We start from the raw sequence: 20,960 nt of genomic DNA, 5'->3' as shown, positions 1-20,960 counted from the left end.
CCACATGAAAAAACGACTGTTTCCCCTTGCTGTCATTGCTCTGCTGGCCGGCTGCGCCGTCAGCCCCGCCTACGTCACGCCGGGCACGCCCGACATCCAGCTGGCCAGCCCGCAGCAGGCGCAGTTTGCGCCTGGCCAGGCCACTGCCGGCGACACCGCCTGGTGGACGTTTTTCGACGATGCGCGCCTGTCCCAGCTGATCGCCAGCGCCTTGGCGCACAACCTCGATATCGCGCAGGCGCAGGCGAACCTGCTGGCCGCGCGTGCCGTCTTCGACGAGCGCCGCCTCGATGAACTGCCCACCGTCACGGGCCAGGCAGGATGGCGGCGCAGCGTGCAGCAGGATGCGCCAGACAGCCGCGCCGCCAGCGCCAGCACGCGCTTGGGTTTCGATGCGCAATGGGAGATCGACCTGTTCGGCCGCCTCGCGCACGTCACGCGTTCGGCGCAGGCGCGCGCCGACGCGGCGCAGGCGGACTTGCGGCAAGTGCAGCTGACGATTGCCGCCGAGGTGGCGCGCAATTACTACGAAGCACTCGGTTACCAGCAAAACCTGGCGCTGACGCAGGCGCAGATACAAAGCTGGCGCGACACGGTGGCCTTGACCGACGCGCGCATCCGCGCCGGCAGCGGCTTGCCGGAAGAGCGCCACAACGCGCTGGCCAACCTGGCGCGCAGCGAGGCGGCCTTGCCGCCGTTGCAGGCGGGCTTGCGCCTGGCGCAGTACCGGCTCGATGTCCTGAGCGGTCAGGCGCCGGGCGGCATCGCGCTGGCCACCATGCCGCGGCAGCAGGCGCCGCTGGCGGGCCAGCTGCCGCTGGGCGACGTGAACCAGTTGATCAAGCACCGTCCCGACGTGGTGCGCGCCGAACGCCTGCTGGCCGCCTCCAGCGAAGACGTGGGGGCCGCCACGGCAGACCTGTATCCGCGCCTGAGCCTCGGAGGTTTCTTAGGCTTCTTTGCGCTGCGCGGCAGCAGCGTGTTCGACGGCGGCGCGCGCGCCTTCGAGGTGGCGCCCTCCGTCAGCTATCCGGCCTTCCGCCTGGGCAGCGTGAAGGCACGCTTGCGCGGCACGCAGGCCGAGGCGCAAGGCGCGCTGGCCCGCTATGCGCAGACGCTGTTAATCGCGCAGGAAGACGTGGAAAACGCCGTCACGCAGCTGGCGGAAAACCAGGCGCGATTGGCCTCCTTGCTGCAGTCTGCGCGCCACGGCAATGCGGCGCTCGATATCGCCAGCACGCGCTATCGGGGCGGCGTCGGCAGCTACCAGGCCGTGCTGGAAAACCAGCGCGCCTTGTTCGATATCCGGCGCGAAGCGCTGCTGGCGGAAACGGCGTCCTACATCGACGCGATTGCCCTGTACAAGGCGCTGGGATGGGGGCAAACTATGTAGCATTTTTTGCTCAGGAGGAGATGCGATGTTCACGCAAGGCAGCTGGCTGAATCAGCCGGCAACATGGTCCACCGACGGCGCGCAATTGCGCGTGACGACGGATGCGGGCACGGATTTCTGGCGCAAGACTCACTATGGCTTTATCCGCGACAGCGGCCACTTTTTCGGCACGGACGTCGACGGCGATTTTACGGCGCAGCTGCACGTGGCGGCGCAGTATGCTGCGCTGTACGACCAGGCCGGCATGATGGTGCGCATCGATGCGGAAAACTGGATCAAGTGCGGCGTGGAATTTTCCGATGGCCAGCTGCTGCTCAGCACCGTGCTGACGGTGGGTACATCGGATTGGGCCGTCAGCCTGGCGCCCGCCATGCCCGACGGTTTCTGGCTGCGCGTGACGGTGGAAAAGGGCGTGATCCGCGTGCAGTATTCGACCGATGGCCAGCGCTGGCCGCTGCTGCGCCTGGCGCCGTTTCCCGCGGCATCGCGCTACCTTGTCGGACCCATGTGCTGCACGCCGGAACGCGGTGGCCTGGAGGTGGCGTTTTCGCGGTTTTCCATCGGCCCGGCGCAGCGCAAGGACTTGCACGACCTCACGTGAGTGCCCGCGTGTGCATGGCGCATCAGACGGCGGAATCGAGCCACTGACTGGCGATGCACCATTGCCGCACATCGGCGATCAGTTGCGCTGAAACGGGCTGGAGTCCCGGCAGTTTTTTCTCGTATTTCCGGATGCTGGCGGCAAAAAAAGTGAAGAAAGCGGTGCCGATCAATTTGCGTTGCCCAGGCGTGTCTTTTTTCACCGGCACGAAGTCTTCTTCATCCATGGCGATATCGAGGCCGAACATCTTGTCGCTGGCGTAATAGCGGCAGAATGTTTTTCGCTGCAAGTCTTTTGGCACGCAGCGCAAGCAGACAAACAATTCCCAGTCGAGATCAGGATATTTTTCTTCCATCAAGGGACCAAGCTGCCGCAGTTCATGACCAATGTCAAAGACCTTGGTCCAGCTTGGCGAATCCGATGTCGTGTCTATGCGCATCTGTGTTTTCTCCGGGTGCAAGAACCGCATGATACGCGCATCGTCCTTCAGGCAGCGCGCGTGCCACCACGTGGCAAGATCAATCCGCCCGCGCCACCCACGTCTCATGCAGATGGCGCCACAGCAGCGTCCCACCCGGTGTTTTGTCATACACGACGGTCGATAGCCGCTCGGTGTTTTCTGCGCCGGGCAGCGACTGGAATTCGCGGTAAGACACGGTGGCGCCGGCGGCGCTTTCCTGAATCACCTTCAAGTCTGTGATGCGCATGACGAGGCCGGGGCGGCTGCCGCCGGCGCCCTGGAAAAACGCCGTCAAGCCAGCATGGTCGAGCTGCTTGCCGCCGGGGGACACCATCGTGAAACCGGGCGAAAAACGCGCCAGCAAATTGGCGCAATGTTCGGGCGCCGCGGCCTCGCCGGAGAGCCATTCGCGGATCAGCACATGCGTGGATAACACGTCGTCAAAACAGGGGTTCGTTGTCTTCATTTTTTCGCTACTCCATGGTGATGTAAAAGGTCGAGAATGGCGCGGTTATCGATGCGCGCGCACAGCGCCAACGGCAGCACGCACGAGGCGGCGGCCAGTGCAAAACACCAGTGAAACACCTGCGCCGCGCGCGCATGCTGGGCGGGGTCGTCCAGCGTGGCGATACCGCGCGCCGCCAGCAGGCTGTTGAGCAGCACGCTGAGCAGCGCCACGCCCAGGCAAAAGCCCAGCTGGCGGTTGATGTTCCACACGGCGCTGGCCTGGCTCAGCTGCCCGTCCGGCGTGCGCAGGAACGCCGTGCTTTGCGCCGTGCTGCTGCACAAGCCGCCGCCAAAGCCCATCACGGCATACGCGCCGGCCAGCCAGAACAACTGGCCCGCCGAGTCCACCCGCAGCAGCATCAGCATGCCCGCCGCCTGCAGCAGCGCACCAAAGATGAACAGCGGTTGCGGCCCCACGCGGCGGTAGCTTTTCCCTGTGAGCGAAATGGCCGCAAACGAGGCCAGCGCCCACGGCAGCATCAGCGCGCCCGCCGTGGACGCGGGCATGCCCAGCACGCCCTGCAGGTACAGCATGGCCAGCAGGCTCACGCCCATGAACACGCCCGGCACCAGCAGGTACATGAGCATGGACACGCGCAGCAGGGGTTCGGTAGCCAGGCGCAGGTTGAGCAGGGGCGTGGACTTGCGCAGCGCGCCGCGCACATAGCCCCACGCGCAGGCGGCGCCCAGCACCAGCACGCCGGCGCCGGCCAGCCACTCGCCCGGCGTGCCCAGCATGGTCAGGCCCAGCAGCAGCAGCAAAATCGCCATGCTGCCCGCCAGCAGGCCGCCCGTGTCGAGACGGGGAACGGCCGCGCGCGGGGGATCGGGACGCAGCCAGCAGACGGCCAGCAGCAGCGTCAGCACGGCAAACGGCACGTTCAGGTAAAAGATCGCCCGCCACGACAGGCTGTCGACGATCGCACCGCCCAAGGCTGGCGACAGGGCGGGCGCCAGCAAGCCCACCAGCATGATGACGGAGGACAGGCCCGGGCGCTCGGCGGGCTGGTACAGCTGGTAGGTCATGCTTTGCCCCAGCGGGATCAGCAAGCCACCGCCGAGCCCCTGCACGCAGCGCCAGGCGATCAGCGCCTCGATCGACTGCGCCAGGCCGGCACCGATGCTGGCGCACAAAAAGATTAGCAAAGAAGACACAAACACCGTTTTGCTGCCATAATAGGCAGCCAGCCAGGCGCTGGCGGGGATGACGACGGTCAGGCCGAGAATGTAAGCGGTGCTGATCCAGGCCAGCTGCGCCACCGAGGCGTGCAAGGCATGGCCGATGTCGGGGTAGGCGACGCTGGTGATGAACATGTTGATCAGGTCGACGAAAAACCCCAGCAGATAGATGGCCGCGACTTTTTTGCGATAGTCCATGGTGCTCCGAATGGCAAACGGCCAGCTTAAGCGCCCATCGCCATTTGCGTAACGGGCCAGCCCCGATTACACTGTCAAACAAATTTTGACAAACCTCGGAAACCCGCATGTTTACTCATTTTTATTTATGATCAGTCTTGACCGCCTGGGTATTTTCATCGCCATCGTCGACGCCGGTTCGCTGACGGCCGCCGCCGCCGTGCTGGGCCAGAGCAAGGCCGTCGTCAGTTTCAATTTGAAACAGCTGGAAGCGGAGCTGGGCGTGTCGCTGCTCACGCGCAGCACGCGCAGCCTGGCGCTGACGGACGTGGGGCGGCGTTTTTACGAGGATTGCCAGCGCGTGCTCAGCGAAGCGCACGGCGCCATCGAGACGGCGCGCCAGGGCCACCAGGGCTTGCGCGGCACCCTGCGCCTGACCACCACCGTGGAATACGGCAGCCGCACGGTGGTCCCCGCGCTGATCGCCTTTGCCGCCGCCCACCCGCAGCTGCAGATCCAGCATTCCTCGTCATCCTCGCACGAAGACCTGATTTCGGGCGGCTATGACCTGGCCATCCGCATGGGTTCCCTCAACGATTCGAGCTACCGCGCCGCGCTGATCGAGCCGTACGCGATCTGGCCCGTCGCCTCGCCCGCCTACCTGGCCAGCCTGCCCGGCCGCGACATCGCCACCTTGCCCGACCTGCAGCGCGCGCGCTGGCTGGCGCACAGCCGCCTCGCGTCGCCCCTGCGCTGGGACGTGCAGACGCCGGAAGGCCCCGCCGCCTTTGCCGCGCAGGACGATGCCGCCATCCATTCCGATTCCGCCTCGGCCCTGCTGGGCTTTGCCCTGGGCGGCTGCGGCGTGGCCCTGCTGCCCGAATGGCTGGTCGCAGCCGAGGTGCGCGCGGGACGCCTGCGCCGCCTGCTGCCCGACGTCGCCTTCCCGGAGCAGGGCGTGTATGCCGTGTACCCGAACACGCAGCACATTGCGGAAAAAGTGCGCGCCTTTATCGACTTTTTACGCGGTTTCGTGGGCACGCCCGCCTGAGGTTTCACGTGGCGCCACGACGCCCATATCAGGTCGCCAACACTTGTTGAACACAACGATTTCCAAGGGGCAAACGAGCGCCCCTTTCGTTTTTCACGGCCTACACTGAAAGGACGTTGTTCACCGATTGGAGACCATCATGGCACATACATTGGCAGCAGTTTTCGTCCTGCGCGATATGGCCGAGCGCGCCCGGCACGACCTGATCACGGCGGGCTTTCCCAGCGCCAACATCCGCCTGCACGATGCGGGCGGTGACGATATTTCAGCAGCGGAAAACATCCGCCGCGACGACAGCGACAACCTGCTCGACAACATCAAGCATTTCTTTACGGACCTGTTCGGCAGCCACGCCGACCGCCACATCTATGCGGAAGCCGTGCGGCGCGGACATGTCGTGCTGACCCTGGAAGAGGCGAGCGACGCCGATATCCAGCGCGCCACGGACCTCGTCGAGCGCTACGCGCCGCTCGACATCGATGCGCACGCCGAGCACTGGCGCGCCGGCGGCTGGCAAGGCGCACCCACCAGCGACAGCGCGATGCGCCAGGGCGCCAGCATGCAGTCAGGCGCGCCATCGCAGCAGGGCACGCCGGCCGGCAACGTGAACGCCGCGGCATCCACATCGCAGCAATTTGCGGGCGGCATGGCAGCGCCGCCGCCGTCCAGCGCTGGCGCCAACGTGCGCCGCTATCCCGGCGCCGACAACCTGCCCGGCACCAGCTACGACGACGAGCAGTACTACCGCAACCACTGGAGCAGCCAGTACGCCTCCAGCGGCGGTCGCTTCGACGACTACGATCCCGCCTACCGCTATGGGCATTCGATGGCGGGCAGCGACAGCTACCGGGGACAAAGCTGGGAGCAGGTCGAGCCCGAGCTGCGCAGCAACTGGGAACACACGTATCCCCAGTCCGCGTGGGACGACTTCAAGGCGGCCGTCAGGCATGGCTGGGAACGCGTGACGTCCTGACAGGCAGCGAGGGGGAAAGCGCCCCGCGGCGCCCCCTCAGCGCCCCTCGTGCGTGAGCTTGAGGAAGTGGTTCAGGATATGGAAGTGGTCTTCGAAGAACTGCTCTTCCATGGCCGGCAGGGCGCTCACCGGCACCCACTGCGCCAGCGCCGCATCGTCGGCCGCCGTCACGGCAGGCAGCTGACGCGTCTTCAAGTCAAAATAGTGCGCATGCGTGATGGTGCGCCCCCGCTGGCTGCGGTCCGGGTGGTCGAACACGGCCACGCCGACCAGCGCCTCGACGAGGGTGGGCGCCAGCACGCCCAGCTGGGTTTCTTCCGCCAGCTCGCGCAGGGCGCCCTGCAGCAGCCGTTCGCGCGGCTCCAGGAAGCCGCCGGGCAAGGCCCACAAGTCCTTGCCCGGATAGCCGCCGCGGCGCACGAGCAGCACGTGGCCGCCCGTCTGCACCAGCGCATCCACGGTGCAAAAGATGGGCGCATACGGCGCCGTGCGCCAGCGCGCCTTGTACGCTTCGATGGCGCGGTATTCCTGCACCAGCGGCGCGTACCACGGCAGCAAGGTCCACGCCTTCAGATACTGGCCGATGGCCGCCGGCAGCAGCTGCGCCACGGCGCTCAGCGACACGTCCACGTCCTCGGCTTCGAACAGCACGTTGCGGATGGCCGTCGCGCCGATGGGCGCGCCCGCGTCGATTTCCAGATTCAGCAGCTGCCAGTGGGGGAAGTGGTGCAGATAATAGCTGGTAGCGTCCTTGAAGCAGGCCACCAGGGTCACGCGCTGCGCCGCGGGCAGGGCGCCCGCCACGGCGTGCCGCACGGCGTCGGCCCACAGGCCATCGTCGTAGTAATCGCGCACGGCCACGTAATGCACGCGCGCGCGCTGCGCCTCGGGCAAGGTGGCGGCGATCATGGCGGCCCGCTCCTGCCACGTAAACGGGTTCTTCGGACTGCGCGCATGGAAGGCGGAACCGAGCACCACCACCACGCTGGACGCGGTGGCCAGCGCCTTCTGCAGCAGGCCGGCATGGCCATTGTGAAAAGGCTGGAAGCGGCCGATCAGGATGGCCGCGTCGGCGGGATAGGCGAGGGTCATGCGTCGTCTCCGGTGGGGTAGTGGGCGGCAATCGGCAATTGGCGCCCGCTGCCAAAGGCGCGCGAACGCACGCGGATGATGGGCGCCGCCTGGCGCCGCTTGTATTCGTTGCGGGCGACCATGCCAAGGATGCGCGTCACCAGTGCGCGCCCGTCGTCCGTCTGGCGCAGCTGGCCGACAAAGGCCGACGCTTGCGCGCTTTCGGCCGCCGGCAGGCGCCTGCCCTCGATATGCCACTTCAAAATTTCATCGAGCACGGGATACGGCGGCAAACTGTCCGTGTCGCGCTGGCCCGGCGCCAGTTCCGCCGACGGGGGTTTGTCGAGCACGGCAACGGGAATCAGCTCGCGCCCCGCGCTGGCATTGACGTGGCGCGACAGGGCAAACACCTCTGTTTTATACAGGTCGCCGATCAGCCCCAGTCCCCCGTTCGTGTCGCCGTACAGGGTGCAGTAGCCAACCGAGATTTCGCTCTTGTTGCCGGTGGTGAGCAGCAGGGCGCCAAACGCGTTCGAGTATTCCATCAGGATCGTGCCGCGCACGCGTGCCTGCAGGTTTTCCAGCGGCAGCCCCTGCAGCTTGCCGTCAAAGGCCCCCGCGTATCCGGCTTCGTACTGCGCCACGATGTCACGGATCGGATGCGTGTACAGCGCGATGCCCAGGTTGGCGCACAGGGCCACGGAATCGGTGACGGAACCGGCGCTGGAAAACACGGATGGCATGGTGATGGCCACCACGTTGTCCGCGCCCAGCGCCTCGACGGCCAGGGCCAGGGTCAGCGCCGAATCGATGCCGCCCGAGCAGCCGACCACCACTTTCGTGAAGCGGCAGCGGCGCGCGTAATCGCGCAAACCAAGCACGATCTGGCGCCGCGCAAATTCGACGGCGGGGATGCCGTCCGGGTCGGGCACGGGGAAGGGCTGGCCATCGGTGCGCGTAAAACGGCCGCCGGCAAAGCGCAGCAATTGAAAATCCTCGACGAAGCGGGCCGCCTCGAATTGCACGCCGTCGCGCGGAGAGACGGCAAACGAGGCGCCGTCGAACACGAGCTGATCCTGGCCGCCCACCTGGTTGACGAACAACAAGGGCAAGTTCACGCGCGCGCAGGCGGCGCCAAACACGGCGTGGCGCTGCGCGCGCTTGCCGATGTCGGATGGGCTGGCGTTGATGCTGACGATCAGGTCGGGCTCCGCCGCATGCAGGGCGTCGAAGGGGTTGACGGCGTAGGCACGGCCATCGTCGTTCCAGCCATCCTCGCAGATCATGAAACCGACCTTGCAGCCGGCAATCGTCAAGGTGCAGGCGCCGGGCGGGCCCGGTTCGAAATGCCGGCCCTCGTCGAAGATGCCGTAGGTCGGCAGCAGCTGCTTGTAGTATTCGGCCACGATGCGCCCGTCGCGCATCGCCAGCAAGGCGTTATACAGGGGCTTGCCGATGCCGGGATTGGGCCGCGCCGCGCCGATGACGGTGACCAGCGCGGGCCAGCGCGTGGACGCCTGCAGCAAGGTGTCGAGCGCCTGCCGCATGCCGCGCAGGAAGGCGGCATCCTCGAACAGGTCGCCCGGGTAATACGCGCACAGCGACAGCTCGGGGCACACCAGCAGGTCTGCGCCATCGCTGCTCGCGCGGTCCATGCGCGCGATGAGGGCGGCGACATTGGCGTCGAAATCGCCCACGGTGGGATTCATCTGGGCGAGGGCGATGGTCAGCATGGTGATCCTTCAGAGGGTTGCGCTTGAAACCACTATCCTGCCTGAAAAATTTTCTCAGCGTACTGATGCAATCGTGCAAGCCTGCCGCTCCGCCCGCTACAAGGTCTTGAGCCAGGCCCGCAGACGCGTGCGCGCATTTGCATACGGCGACGCCGTATTGAACTGGATCATGCGTCCCATCGTGTAATGCGTGTACCAGGGCTGGCCATACAGTTGCGCATCGTCATGGCTGTCGATCAGCGCCAGCAGCTGGTTTTTGGCCTGCTCCAGGCGCTGCAGCAAGTCGTCCATGCCCAGTTCAGCATAGTCCGCATAGAAGCGCTGCGCCAGTTTTCCCAGAGCGTTCCACGTGAAACCTTCGGCGGGAAAGGCGATGTCCTCGATGGATTTTCCGTCGCGCAGCTGCGCGTGCCAGTGCAAGACCAGCTCGTTCCAGCCCACCAGGTAGGCGAGCAGGTCGCACACGCTCATGCGCGTGCCCGCCACTTGCCCTTCCAGCACGGGGGGGCGCGCCAGCGTGGGCGGCACGCGCGCCAGCTCCTGCATCAACTTTGCATACGTGCCGTTGATGGCGTCGACCAGTTCCTGCTTGCTGTTGGGGATAGCCATCACGCCGCCTTGACGACAGGCAAGCCGGCCGCCTGCCAATCGTCGTAGCCGCTGCCGAGACGGCGCGCATGCAAGCCATGCTGGCGCAGCGCCGCCACTGCCTGCACGGACAGCACGCAATACGGGCCGCGGCAGTAGGCGGCAATTTCTGCGTTCGCCGGCAATTCGCCCAGGCGGCGCTGCAAGTCATCAAAAGGGATATTGATCGCGCCGGGCAAGTGGCCGGCCGCAAATTCCTGCGCGGGCCGCACGTCGAGCACGGTGATGCTGGCTTCCTGCATGCGCGCCAGCAACTCGTCGCCCGTGATGGCTTCCACGTGGTCGCCCCGGCTCAGCGCCTGCAACTCGCTGCGCTGATGCTGCGCATACAGTTCCAATGCGGCCAGCAATTGCACGATGGGGCCGCTGCCCAGCCGGTACAGCACGCGCTTGCCGTCGCGCCGCGCCTGCACGAATCCGGCGCGCCGCAACTGCTGCAAATGCTGCGACGTATTGGCCACGGACAGGCCCGTCAACTCCACCAGTTGCTCCACCGCAAACTCGCCCTGCGCGATCTGCTCGAGCAGGCGCAGGCGCGGCGCGCTGCCTAAAATATGGGCAAAGCCGGCGGAACCGGTCAGAAATTCGATATCGGCATTTTTCATTGACACGATGCTAGCACCCTTATAACATTCAAGCAATCAATTGAATGTTAGGAGCAACAATGCAAATACTCTGGCTCGATGCGCTGGCGATCGGCGTGGGCGCGACGGCGGTGATGGATGTGTGGGCGGTGGCGTTAAAGCGCTTCTGGTGCCTGCCCTCGCTGAACTTTGCAATGGTGGGACGCTGGCTCGGTCATTTGCCGCGCGGCACCTTCATCCACGCCAACATCGCCCAGGCGGCGCCCGTGCGCGATGAAGCGATCGTGGGCTGGACGTTTCACTATGCGGTCGGCGTGCTGTTTGCGGCCGTGCTGCTGGCGCTGGCGGGGCAGGAATGGGTGCAGCAGCCGACCCTGGTGCCGGCCCTGCTGGCGGGCGTGCTGAGCGTGGCCGCGCCGTTTTGCATCTTGCAGCCGGGCATGGGTGCCGGCCTGGCCGCCAGCAAGACGCCCCATCCGAACGCCGCCCGCCTGCGCAGCCTGATGGCCCACACGGCGTTCGGCATCGGCCTGTACCTGGCGGCGCTGCTGTGGTCGACGGTCCGCTGATTAGCTCGTCAACGGCGGCACGGGCGCGGGTGACGCTGCGGGTGCCGGCGCCACGGCCGACATCACCGGCGTCTCCGGCTGGGCCGGCACCGTGCTCAGCACCATCGTGCTGGGCTTGGCGATGGCGATATGCGCCGCGTCCAGACGCTTGAGCAACTCGAACAGCAGGGCGCTGCGGATGCCCGAGCTCAGGCGCGGCGACGCGGCAAAGCCCGTGGCGTTGAACAGCAGATAGCCATTGTCGATGCCATCGAGCTGCACGCTGGGCGCCGGCGTATCGAGCACGTCGGGATTGTCGACAAAGGTGGACAGGATCAGCGCGCGCGCCGCCTGCGCATCCGTGCCCAGCGGCAATGGCAGCTTGACTTGCACCAGGCCCAGCGGATTGGCCAGCGTGACGTTGCGCACCGTCTTCGTGATGAATTCCGAGTTCGGCACGATCACCGTGGAACGGTCGCCCAGCTGAATTTCCGTGGCGCGCACATTGATGCGGCGAATGTCGCCTTCCACGCCGCCCAGGGACACCCAGTCGCCCACCTTGACGGGACGCTCGGCCAATAGAATCAGGCCGGACACGAAGTTCTGCACCACCGCCTGCAAGCCAAAACCGATCCCCACCGACAAGGCCGACGCCACCCACGCGATGCGTTCCAGGCCGATGCCGGCCGCCGACAGGGCCAGCGCCACGGCCAGCACCCCGCCGATATAGCCGAACAGGGTGATGAACGACACTTGCATGCCCGTGTCGAGATTGGTGGTCGGCAAATAACTGTTTTGCAGCCAGCGCTTGAACAGGCCCAGCGCAACAAAGCCCACGACCAGCACCAGCAGGGCCTGGATCAGCGCGGCAGGGCGGATCGCCACTTCGCCGATGGCCAGGCCATCCTGCAGCTTGCCCACCCGCTGGAACAGCTCGCCCGGACCTTCGCCGAACGGCGCCAGCAGCAGCATCAGGGCCAGCAGCACGACGATGGCGCGGCCGATGCCCGACAGCAGCACGGCCGCCTGGTCGCGCGCCTTGGGCGTGGCCAGCACGGGGTGGGCCGCGTCCGGCGGCGGCGGCGCGGAGGCCAGCAGCATGCAGATGTCATCGACCAGCACCGTCAGCAGATAAGTGCTGCCCACCACCACGATGACCCAGGCGATTTGCTTGGCGATAAAACTGCCGAACGCCACATAGCCGACCAGCAAGCTGATGACGCTGGACGCCAGCGCCAGCCACAGCAGCACCGTGACGCAGCGCAGCCACAGCGGTGTGACCAGGGTGGCGGGATCGGCTTCGCGCAACTGGCGCCAGCAGCGCTCGGCGCGCATCAGGCCGTAGGCGATGGTCGTGCTCATCACCAGGGCGACGATGCAATTGACGGCCACGGCCGTCGACAGGCCCGCATTGATGACGATGGTGACGCGCTCCGTGGCCCACACGAGCACGACGATGAAGGAAAACATCGAGGGAAAATGGCGCAAGCGGTGCGCCAGCGCATCGGGCAGGGGCAGCAGACGCCACGACACGCGCCAAGGCGACAGCAGCGCATGACCGAGGCCCGCCGTAAAGCCGGCAAAACAGATGATGCCGATCAAGCTGCTGAGGAAAGTCGAGGTTTTGTCGGACAGGCCGCCATCCCAGCGCAAGCCCATGGCCAGCAATTCCGCCACCAGCCCCGGCGTGGCCAGCGCCAGCACCAGCACGGCCAGCGCATGCAGCGAACGGCGCAAACGGCCATGCGGCACGCGCGTGGCCGTGATCACCAGCAGATAGCGCGACGCCCAGACGCTGGCGCCGATCACCAGCACGATACCGGCCAGCAAGCCGCCCCAGGCCGACCATGGCGTGGCGCTTGCCGCGTTGGCCAGCTCCAGCTCCAGCGCCCGCAGGCGCTGCAGATTCTGCGGCAATTCGGCATGCAGCTGTTTCCAGAAGGAACCGGCCAAAATCGAGGCCGTGCGCTCGCCCAGGCGCGCCTGCAGCTGCGCGCGGCGCGCCGTCGACACCTGTTCCGACGCCTGCGTCGCTTCCACGGCCAGCAGGCGCGCCAGCTTCACCTGCGCATCGAGGGCGCTGCTGGTGCGGTCCAGCTGGTTGCGCTGCGCCGCCACGTCCGGCGCATCCTTGCCCCCCGCTGCCGGCTTGCCCAGCTCGGCCAGCCGCGCCTGCACGCTGGCCAGGGTGGGCGCGAGCGACTCGGCCACCTTGTCCGCCTCGGCGCTGGCCGCCAGCGCATCGGCCCGCATCTGCGACAAAGTTGCGTCATCGAGATCGGCCTCGCCATCGAGCGCCTTCTGAATGGTCGTGATCTGCTTGCGCAAGCCATCGAGGCGCTGGTCGGCCGTGGCCGCGTCATCGACGGGCTGGGACCAGGCCGGCGGCGCCGACAGCGAGCACGCCAGCAGCAGGGTCAAGAGCAGCGGCAGCAGCCAGCCACGCCAGTGCGGGCGCGTGGAACGGGAAAGGGGGTTACGAAAAGAAATCATGCAGTCCTATGGGCCAGGTGAGACGGGTGGTACCAAGACAGCATCGCACCGGCGTGCGCGGCCGTGCAATGCCGGCAAGGGGCCGGAAACGATGGGCAGTACGGGAGTTGCTTAACTGTACGGCAAACAGCGACAGACTAGCGCACTCCTGCGATGGATGATGGATATTTTCGTGCGGCAAGACGAATCCATTCCCATCGGCGCCAGGACGTCAGCCTGGAAGCGCCAGCGGCCGCACTGCGGCAAGCACCCAGGCTAGCGCAGGCACCAACATGTTGACTGAGTCAACAATATGCCGCACAATGGCTTGCATATAGATTGTGGAGATATCATGCCTGTCCAGGTTTCCAGCGACCGTGTCGCGGCCGTCCGTGCGTTCAACCGCTTCTTTACGCGCCACATCGGCGTCTTGCGCGAAGGCTTGCTGCATAGCGAATTCACGCTGACCGAATCGCGCGTGCTGGACGAACTGGCGCACCATGGCGACCGGCCGTCGGCCGCGCTATGCCGCGACCTCGGCCTTGATCGCGGCTACCTGAGCCGCATTGTCGCCAAGTTTGAAAATGCCGGGCTGGTCGGCAAAGTGCCTTGCGCCAGCGACGGCCGCACGAAGTTGCTGCATCTGACCCAGCACGGCCGCAGCGTGTATGCGCCGCTGGACCAGCGTTCGCGCGACGAAGTGGGCGAGATGCTGGCGCCCCTCGACGAAGCACAGCAGCTGCGCTTGCTCGATGCCATGCAGACCATCGGCGAACTGCTCGGCAGTAACGCGGCGCCCTCAGGCATGAAATATGCCCAGCCTTTCGTGCTGCGTGCGCACCGCGCCGGCGACATGGAATGGATCGCGCGCCGCCATGGCGAGGTGTATGCCACGCAGCACGGCTGGGATGCCAGTTTTGAACAGCTGGTCGGACACATCTGCGCGGAGTTCGCACGCCACTTCGATCCGGCCTTGGAACATTGCTGGATCGCTGAAATGGCAGGGCAAGCGGTCGGCTCGATCGCCGTGGCGCGCAGCGATGAAGCCGGCGTGGCCAAGCTGCGCCTACTTCTGGTGGAAGAAGCGGCGCGCGGCCATGGCCTGGGATCGCACCTGGTGGACGAATGCCACCGCTTCGCCCGCGCCGCCGGCTACCGCAAGATGCGCCTGTGGACCACCGATCAGCAGAAAAGCGCGCGCCAGATTTACCAGGGCAAAGGCTATGTGCTGGTGGCGCAGCAGCCCGTGCATGCGTTTGGCCAGGCGATGGTCGATGAAACCTGGGAATGCGATCTGTGAGCTGGCCCCCGTTCCCGGCATCGCGCCCTGCCGGCACGCACAGGCGGCGCTCGGCGGGACGGCGGCAGCCATAGGTGCTGACAACAAAAATTTCCACAAGACAATATATCAACTTCTTGTTAAAATATTAAATTATTCTGAATATAAACTAGTGCACCCATGACATTGCCTGTGAATCAAGCCGCGCAGCATTTACGAGCCGCCATTCGCGAGGCCACCGCTGGCCTGGTCGATCGCGAACAACTGGCCGAACTGATGATACTGGCGGCCGTGGCGCGCGAACATCTGCTGGTGATCGGGCCGCCCGGCACGGCGAAAAGCGCAGTAGTACGGCGCGTGGCCCAGAGCCTGGGTGGACAGTATTTCGAATATCTGCTGGGCCGCTTCACGGAACCATCCGAGCTGTTCGGCCCCGTCAACCTGAGCAAACTGCGCGTGGGCCAGGTGGAAACGGATATCGCCGGGATGCTGCCCGAGGCGGAAATCGCCTTCCTCGATGAAGTCTTCCTTGGCTCGACCGCCATCCTCAACACCCTGCTTGGACTGCTGAACGAGCGCCAGTTCCGGCGCGGCCATACGCGCATCGCGTGTCCGCTGCGGGTCTGTGTCGGCGCCGCCAATGCGCTGCCCGAGGATGAGGGCCTGGCGGCGTTCGCCGACCGCTTCCTGCTGCACGTGTTTGTCGAGCCGGTGCCCGACAACCGCCTGGAAGATCTGCTGGCGGGCGGCTGGGCAGCTGGCCAGCACAAGGTGGCGGCCATGCTCGACCTGTCCAGCCTCGACGTGCTGAACCAGGCCGTGCCGCAGGTCGACATGGAGGGTGTACGGCTGGCGCTGGCACAGGCGATCCGCCTGCTGCGCCAGGCCCAGGTACAACTGTCGGACCGCCGCATCGTCAAGGCCCAGCAGCTGATCGCGGCGGCAGCCGTGCTGGCCGGCCGCAAGGCGGCCACCCGCGCCGACCTGTGGCCGCTGCTGTACGTGATCCCGACGGCTGCAGGCCAGCTCAGCGCGCGCGAAATCCTGCGCGAACTGCTGGCGGACGCCAGCCATCCGCTGCTGCACGCGGTGGTCGAACAGGCGTCGCAACAGCCGATGGCGCGACTGGCGCGGCTGGCAGAAAACGCCGACCTGCTGTTGGCGAACACAGGCGCCAGCGATGCCCGCCCGCGCATCGAAGCGCTGCTGCGCGAAATCGACGCCAACTTCGATGCCGCGCAGCTACCGGAGCCTCTGGCGCAACGCCGCCAGCAGCTGGTCGCCGCGGCGAGCACGGCCTGATGCAGGTAATGGCATGGCAAGCGCGCGCCACCCCGCTGGCGCCGGCCGGCATGGTGGCGCCCGCTGCGCTGGTCCCGGCGCTGCTGGCGCGCCTGCACGCCTGCACTGCCAGCCAGTTGCTGGCCTTGTCGGTGCTGGCCACGCGCGACCTGATAGTACTGCTGGGCGCGAACGATGCGCTGCCATGGATCGACGGCGCGCGCTACTGCGCCCCGGATCCGCACGCCCCCAACCTGTGGACGCCAACGCATCTGGAACCGGCGCTGCCGGCGGACCTGGTGCAAACCAATCTGGTCGAGCGTGCCGGCAGCAGCCCGGTACTGCTGTGGCCTGCGCCGGAACTGCTGCTGCCGCTGGCTGCGGCCCAGGCGCTGACGCCATCCTTGCTGGACTGGCTGGCCGGGGAGCTGGCATGACCTCGCTGCCAGCCGCACTGGAGCCGTGGGCGCCGTGGCTCACGCTGTTTCCGCCCGACCTGGCGCCCGCCGTCGGCGCACTGCTGCTGCGCATGCATCCGCTGGTCGGCAAGCTCAGCACCGCCACGCTGGAGCGCGGCGCCGAGCCTGCCGGCATCGGCAATATCGTCCGGCGCGGCCATTACGAACGCCTGCTGATGACGGAATGGGTGTATGCCGACGCCGAGCCGGACGAATTCCTGCGCCGCGCCGCCAGCGGCGAGCTGCTGTTCAACGGCCCCGAGCCGGCGGTGCACCAGCGCTCGCTGCGCAGCGTGGCGCTGTTCGACGCGGGCCCGTCCCAGCTGGGCGAGCCCCGCCTGGCGCATCTGGCGCTGTTCATCCTGCTGGCGCGCCGCGCGCAGCAGGCTGGCGCCCAGTTCAGCTGGGGCATCTGGCAGCGGCCCGGCGTCCTGTTCGAACAGACCGGGCTGGAAGGCTTGCGCAAGCTGCTCCAATCGCGCACCCTGCACGCGGCGCCCGCCGACGCGGGCCAGCAGTGGCAAACCAGGCTCGGCAGCGATCTGGCCGACTGCTGGCTGATCGGCGTTGCCGGCGAGGCGCCCAAGCAAGCCCGTGAGCGGGTGGCGATCCGCCGCGCCCTCTGCGGCAACCATCTCAATGTCAGCGTGCGGCAACGGCATGACTACCGCACCGTGCAGCTGGAATTGCCCGACGCGCCGACAGGCGTGCGCCTGCTGAGAAAACCGTTTGCGCCGCGCGCGCCGGCGGGCGTGATCCATCACCGGGGCCATCAGCCGTCACGCGCACAGGCGCCGCGCTTCAGCAGCGGCGGCAACCTCGTGTGTGTGGCGCAACTCAATGGCGGTGCGGTCATCTATCACGTGCCGCAGTCGGCCTCCGTCAAACCCGGCAAGCCGCGCATCATCTCCGCGCCGAAGCATGGCGCCATCCTGGCGGCAGGCGTGTTCAAGCCGACGCTGTCCTGTATCACCTCGGCCGGCGGCACGCTGGGTTTTCACAGCTTTCCCGGCCCCCTGTTTTCCAGCAAACCGGTCATGTGCGACCGGCCGCCGCGGGAACACTTCCATGCGCCACCCGGCATGGGGCGATGGCTGCAGACGTTCTATCTGCTGGCGAACCACCGCATCGAGTGCTACGAACACGTTGTTGTGCTCGATACCAAAGGGCGGCTGGTCTGCTGGCAAGCCACCCCGCCGGCATCGCCCAAGCAAGCGCCCATCGTGTCCTTCCACCCTGTGCTCGACAACGTGATCGGCGTTGACCAGCTGGGGGACTCGCTGTATATCGGCTGTACCGATGGCGACGGCGTGCAGCTGTATCACTGGCATCGCCAGAATGCGCTCCCGTACAAGATGCAGCGGATCGAGCAACAAGGCAGCAAGCTGCTGCACGGCGCCTTGAAAGGCGTGCATGCCGGCCACAGCGGCAACCTGCTGGCGATCAAGACCGGCGCGAGCCGCTGGTGGGTCGGCAGCCACGACACGGGCGAGACGATGGACATCGATGATGGCGCCATCGTGCTGGGCGTGGCCATCAGCCAGAAAAACCCCAACCCCGGCCTGGTGGTGCTGCATCCGGGCCACCGCCGCATCGAATTGCGGGTCGGCCATCTGCGCTACACGCTGGCCACTTCGCCCGAAGCGATACAGCAAGCCAGCATGGATCCGGTCAGCGCGCGCATCGCGTGGATCACGGCCAAGAGCAGTACCCTCGTCGTGTGCAATATCGACGAGGAACAAGCGCTGCTGCAAATTTCCTGCGATAGAGACATTGATGAGTCATAAGGTCCGCCGCCCCCTGCATGACGGCATGCAGCTGGTGCATGCGCTGTGGTTCGACCTGGCCCTGCTGGGCGAGGCCGAGGTGCGCCGCCGCGTGCTGCGGCACTGGGCGCCGGGTGCCCGCCTGCACCGGGTACAGGAGGGTTTCCTGCTGTTGCTGGCAACGCCGCGCTACAGCCACTGCGCCGCGCTGGATGGCTTGCCGCTGTGCGAACAGGCGGGCATCCTCAGCAGCGCGCCGCTGGCGGCGGACGAACGGGCGGCCACGCCTCCGTCCGGCATCTGGCTGGTGCGCGCGGCACAGGCGCAGCTGATCAGCCTTGCGGCGGCGCCTCGTATCGATCCGGCCGCCTGGCTCGATCTGCGCGCGATTCCCCTGCATGCGCCATTGCGTCCGCCACCAGTCGCTGCGACTGCCGCTACCGCGGCCCTGCTGGAAACGCTGCCCGTGCGCGACATCTTCGCGGACGCACTTGCACCGCCCAGTGACAAACGCGAAGCGTTTCTACGCCAAGTGGACAAGGTGCAACACGGCGGCACGGCCATGCGGCGCGGCGCCGGCATTGCGCTGGCGGTGGCGGGCGTAGCGGCCGTCCTGCTGGGCGCCATACCGCTGGGCTTGATCAAGCTGCTCGGCGGACGCAAGCAGGCGGCTCCCGCGCAAGCGCACGGCCGCCGGCAACAAAGACCGCCATCGGCGCTGCAGCAACGCCTGGACGCGCTGGCGACCCGGCTGGCGATCATGACGCGCGCCTCCACGGTGATCGGCTGGCGCCAGGCCGCCTATCTGCGCAAGATGATGCATCTGCTGGAACAGGGCGACGTGCGCGAAGCCCTGCGCCATGCGATCCCGCTCGACACGCTGTCGCAGGCGCGGCGTCCCGCCTTCGGCACGCCACGCCCGCGCACCAGCCTGGAGATCTCCGGCCCCGGTCAGGCGAGCAGCACGATCAGCCTCGGTGGCGAGCTGGAACAGTACTTGCGCGGCACCTACCGCGCCACCTTCGAGCGGCTCGATCGTGAAGGCAAGATCGACGAAGCCACCTACGTGCTGGCGGAACTGCTCAAATGCGGTAGCGAGGCGGTCGACTATCTGGAGAAAAAGGGCCGCATCAAGCAAGCCGCGCAGCTGGCGGAAACCATGGAGCTGGCGCCCGAAGTCGCCGTGCGCCTGTGGTGCATGGCGGGCGACGTCGAACGGGCGGTGAAGCTGGCCCGGCTCGGCCAGGCATTCGCCGCCGCGGTGCAGCTGCTGGAACGGCGCCGCAGTCCGCAAGCACTGGAGATGCGCCTGCTGTGGGCCGAGGATCTGGCCTTGCGCGGCCAGCTGAGCGAAGCGGCGGAAGCCATCTGGCCGTTGCCGGAGCAGCAGGGCAAGGCGCTGGCATGGCTGCTGGAAGGCGAACGCACGGGCGGCGTGCTGGGCATGCGGGCGCTGCTGAAAAAGCTGGCCTTGCTGCCAGCCAGTCTGGCCGATAGCGAAGCGGCCGTGCTGCAGTTGCTCGACGACGACAGCGAGGAAGGCGCGCAGCAGCGCATGCGTCTGGGCATGGAATTGCTGGTGCTGTCGCCACATTCGCCGGCCACCAGGCGTGTGACGGCGGAACTCATGCGCCCCCTGCTGGCCGACCGCATGGCCGAACGTATCGCGTTCGACAAGAAATCACTGACCAGGCTGCTGTCACTGTCCGACGGCTCCGTCCTGCAGGCCGACCTGCAGGCATTGACCTTGCCTGCGATGGCACCGCTCCCCGAGCTGAGAAAGCGCAGCGAACCATTGCGGGTGCATCTGACCGAACGGGGCCTGCTGACGATCCATGATGCACGCCGCCTGCCTGATGGCCATTACCTGCTGGCGCTGGGCGAGGGCGGCGTGATCCGCATCGACCGGCATGGCCGGCAACTGGCGCAGTTCGCCGTGCCGGCGACGCGGCTGGTGATGGCGGCCGGCGGCCAGCGCGCGCTGGCACTGGTGCCGCGCGACAGCATGTGGCGCGTCAGCCGCATCGACCTGAGCGTGCGCAAGGTCTCGGACTGGATCATCGAACCGCTGCGCTTCTGGGCTGACAACTATGACGGTCTGATCTGGAACGCGGTGATCGACAACCGGCTCGTCGCCATCGATACCAGCAGGGACCAGCTGGCCGTAAGCTGGCAGGTAGCCGACTTGCCGGGCCGGGTGGTAGCCTTCCAGGAAGAGTACGGAACGCAAACCTTGCTGCTGTCGACGGCGAAGGACATCCAGCAATGGCGCTATCAATTGCCCGCGCGCCGCCTGGTGCAGCGCGACAGCTTCCCCTATCCACGCGATACGGCGATGGCACTGCTGCCGCATAGCACGCGTGACGCGCCGACCCTGGCCTACATCATGGAAGATGGCGGGCATCCCTGCCTGCAAGTGCATCACGGCGGCGCCACCGCGCCCTTGACGCTGCCCTTGCAGGTGATTGCTTCAGTTCCCGAGGTGACCCAGGCGGCAGGTTTGCTGCTGGTGCGCAGCCACCACAACGACGACAGTATCCTGGAATGTCTGGTGGCCAATGGCAGGACGGGATCCATCCTGGCCCAGTTGCTGCTGGCAGACTGCGAAACGGCGCGCGTGCATGTCGATGACGACCACATCCTGTTGTTCGACGACGCTGGCCGGCTGATCGATATCGACTGCGAAAACAGCCAGGTGCACACGCTGACGCTGGCATAGATGCGTGCAGGATCGGCCTGATATGGAGCATAGAATCTCCATAGGGGGAGGGCAGGATCG

General features: G+C 66.6%; 18 protein-coding genes. 10 read left to right on the top strand and 8 right to left on the bottom strand.

The genetic code is table 11. The features are described from left to right. The first annotated feature begins 4 nt into the window (after window positions 1-4). Both VPH41_RS22940 and VPH41_RS22935 read left to right on the top strand, forming a co-directional pair. Window positions 5-1,393, top strand: a complete 1,389-nt coding sequence (locus VPH41_RS22940; RefSeq protein ID WP_328571604.1) for a TolC family protein — start codon at window positions 5-7, stop codon at window positions 1,391-1,393. A gap of 25 nt (window positions 1,394-1,418) precedes the next feature. Then, window positions 1,419-1,994: a DUF1349 domain-containing protein gene (locus VPH41_RS22935; RefSeq protein ID WP_328571603.1), complete on the top strand. Its 576-nt coding sequence runs from the start codon at window positions 1,419-1,421 to the stop codon at window positions 1,992-1,994. A gap of 22 nt (window positions 1,995-2,016) precedes the next feature. Here VPH41_RS22935 and VPH41_RS22930 read toward each other — a convergent pair whose 3' ends face one another. From VPH41_RS22930 to VPH41_RS22920, 3 genes are all read right to left on the bottom strand, one after another. Continuing rightward, complete coding sequence (locus VPH41_RS22930) at window positions 2,017-2,433, bottom strand: hypothetical protein (protein WP_328571602.1); 417 nt, start codon at window positions 2,431-2,433, stop codon at window positions 2,017-2,019. 79 nt (window positions 2,434-2,512) lie between these two features. Then, window positions 2,513-2,920, bottom strand: a complete 408-nt coding sequence (locus tag VPH41_RS22925) for a DUF4440 domain-containing protein (protein WP_328571601.1) — start codon at window positions 2,918-2,920, stop codon at window positions 2,513-2,515. Then, window positions 2,917-4,338: an MFS transporter gene (locus tag VPH41_RS22920; RefSeq protein ID WP_328571600.1), complete on the bottom strand. Its 1,422-nt coding sequence runs from the start codon at window positions 4,336-4,338 to the stop codon at window positions 2,917-2,919. Before VPH41_RS22920 ends, VPH41_RS22925 begins: the two co-directional genes overlap by 4 nt. Window positions 4,339-4,465: 127 nt before the next feature. On the opposite strand from VPH41_RS22920, the gene VPH41_RS22915 reads away from it, so the two are divergent. After that, window positions 4,466-5,368 carry a LysR family transcriptional regulator gene (locus VPH41_RS22915; protein WP_328571599.1) on the top strand — a complete coding sequence of 301 codons (903 nt, stop codon included), beginning with the start codon at window positions 4,466-4,468 and terminating at the stop codon, window positions 5,366-5,368. A gap of 139 nt (window positions 5,369-5,507) precedes the next feature. Then, the gene (locus VPH41_RS22910; protein WP_328571598.1) at window positions 5,508-6,341 is read left to right on the top strand and encodes a hypothetical protein; all 834 of its coding nucleotides are present in this window, start codon (window positions 5,508-5,510) and stop codon (window positions 6,339-6,341) included. A gap of 36 nt (window positions 6,342-6,377) precedes the next feature. Here VPH41_RS22910 and VPH41_RS22905 read toward each other — a convergent pair whose 3' ends face one another. From VPH41_RS22905 to VPH41_RS22890, 4 genes are all read right to left on the bottom strand, one after another. Next, window positions 6,378-7,433, bottom strand: coding sequence for a bifunctional nicotinamide-nucleotide adenylyltransferase/Nudix hydroxylase (locus VPH41_RS22905; RefSeq protein ID WP_152284362.1), 1,056 nt, complete (start codon window positions 7,431-7,433; stop codon window positions 6,378-6,380). Beyond that, the gene (locus tag VPH41_RS22900) at window positions 7,430-9,145 is read right to left on the bottom strand and encodes an NAD+ synthase (protein ID WP_328571597.1); all 1,716 of its coding nucleotides are present in this window, start codon (window positions 9,143-9,145) and stop codon (window positions 7,430-7,432) included. The genes VPH41_RS22905 and VPH41_RS22900 overlap by 4 nt, the downstream gene beginning before the upstream one ends. 96 nt (window positions 9,146-9,241) lie before the next feature. Further along, a complete protein-coding gene (locus VPH41_RS22895; protein ID WP_328571596.1) occupies window positions 9,242-9,754 on the bottom strand; it encodes a ClbS/DfsB family four-helix bundle protein in 513 nt (170 codons plus the stop codon). Further along, window positions 9,754-10,398, bottom strand: a complete 645-nt coding sequence (locus VPH41_RS22890) for an ArsR/SmtB family transcription factor (RefSeq protein WP_328571595.1) — start codon at window positions 10,396-10,398, stop codon at window positions 9,754-9,756. The genes VPH41_RS22895 and VPH41_RS22890 overlap by 1 nt, the downstream gene beginning before the upstream one ends. Before the next feature lie 59 nt (window positions 10,399-10,457). On the opposite strand from VPH41_RS22890, the gene VPH41_RS22885 reads away from it, so the two are divergent. Further along, on the top strand, window positions 10,458-10,946 hold the full coding sequence (locus tag VPH41_RS22885) for a DUF2938 domain-containing protein (RefSeq protein ID WP_328571594.1): 489 nt from the start codon (window positions 10,458-10,460) through the stop codon (window positions 10,944-10,946). Here VPH41_RS22885 and VPH41_RS22880 read toward each other — a convergent pair whose 3' ends face one another. After that, window positions 10,947-13,418, bottom strand: coding sequence for a DUF3772 domain-containing protein (locus tag VPH41_RS22880; protein WP_328571593.1), 2,472 nt, complete (start codon window positions 13,416-13,418; stop codon window positions 10,947-10,949). Between the two features lie 331 nt (window positions 13,419-13,749). Between VPH41_RS22880 and VPH41_RS22875 the strand changes: the two genes are divergently transcribed. From VPH41_RS22875 to VPH41_RS22855, 5 genes are all read left to right on the top strand, one after another. Then, the gene (locus VPH41_RS22875; RefSeq protein ID WP_328571592.1) at window positions 13,750-14,697 is read left to right on the top strand and encodes a bifunctional helix-turn-helix transcriptional regulator/GNAT family N-acetyltransferase; all 948 of its coding nucleotides are present in this window, start codon (window positions 13,750-13,752) and stop codon (window positions 14,695-14,697) included. Window positions 14,698-14,856: 159 nt separating this feature from the next. Continuing rightward, on the top strand, window positions 14,857-15,978 hold the full coding sequence (locus tag VPH41_RS22870) for an AAA family ATPase (RefSeq protein WP_328571591.1): 1,122 nt from the start codon (window positions 14,857-14,859) through the stop codon (window positions 15,976-15,978). Window positions 15,979-15,986: 8 nt separating this feature from the next. Next, the gene (locus tag VPH41_RS22865; RefSeq protein WP_328571590.1) at window positions 15,987-16,394 is read left to right on the top strand and encodes a bpX5 domain-containing protein; all 408 of its coding nucleotides are present in this window, start codon (window positions 15,987-15,989) and stop codon (window positions 16,392-16,394) included. Next, window positions 16,391-18,202: a hypothetical protein gene (locus tag VPH41_RS22860; protein WP_328571589.1), complete on the top strand. Its 1,812-nt coding sequence runs from the start codon at window positions 16,391-16,393 to the stop codon at window positions 18,200-18,202. The genes VPH41_RS22865 and VPH41_RS22860 overlap by 4 nt, the downstream gene beginning before the upstream one ends. Further along, window positions 18,192-20,900 (top strand): bpX6 domain-containing protein, encoded by a 2,709-nt coding sequence (locus VPH41_RS22855; RefSeq protein ID WP_328571588.1) that lies wholly within the window; start codon window positions 18,192-18,194, stop codon window positions 20,898-20,900. The genes VPH41_RS22860 and VPH41_RS22855 overlap by 11 nt, the downstream gene beginning before the upstream one ends. The last annotated feature ends 60 nt before the right edge of the window (window positions 20,901-20,960 follow it).

The organism is Janthinobacterium sp. P210006 (assembly GCF_036231885.1).
Classification (GTDB): domain Bacteria; phylum Pseudomonadota; class Gammaproteobacteria; order Burkholderiales; family Burkholderiaceae_D; genus Janthinobacterium; species Janthinobacterium violaceinigrum.
Note: the sequence above shows the minus strand (reverse complement) of the source record. Positions and strands in the feature narration are given on the sequence as shown.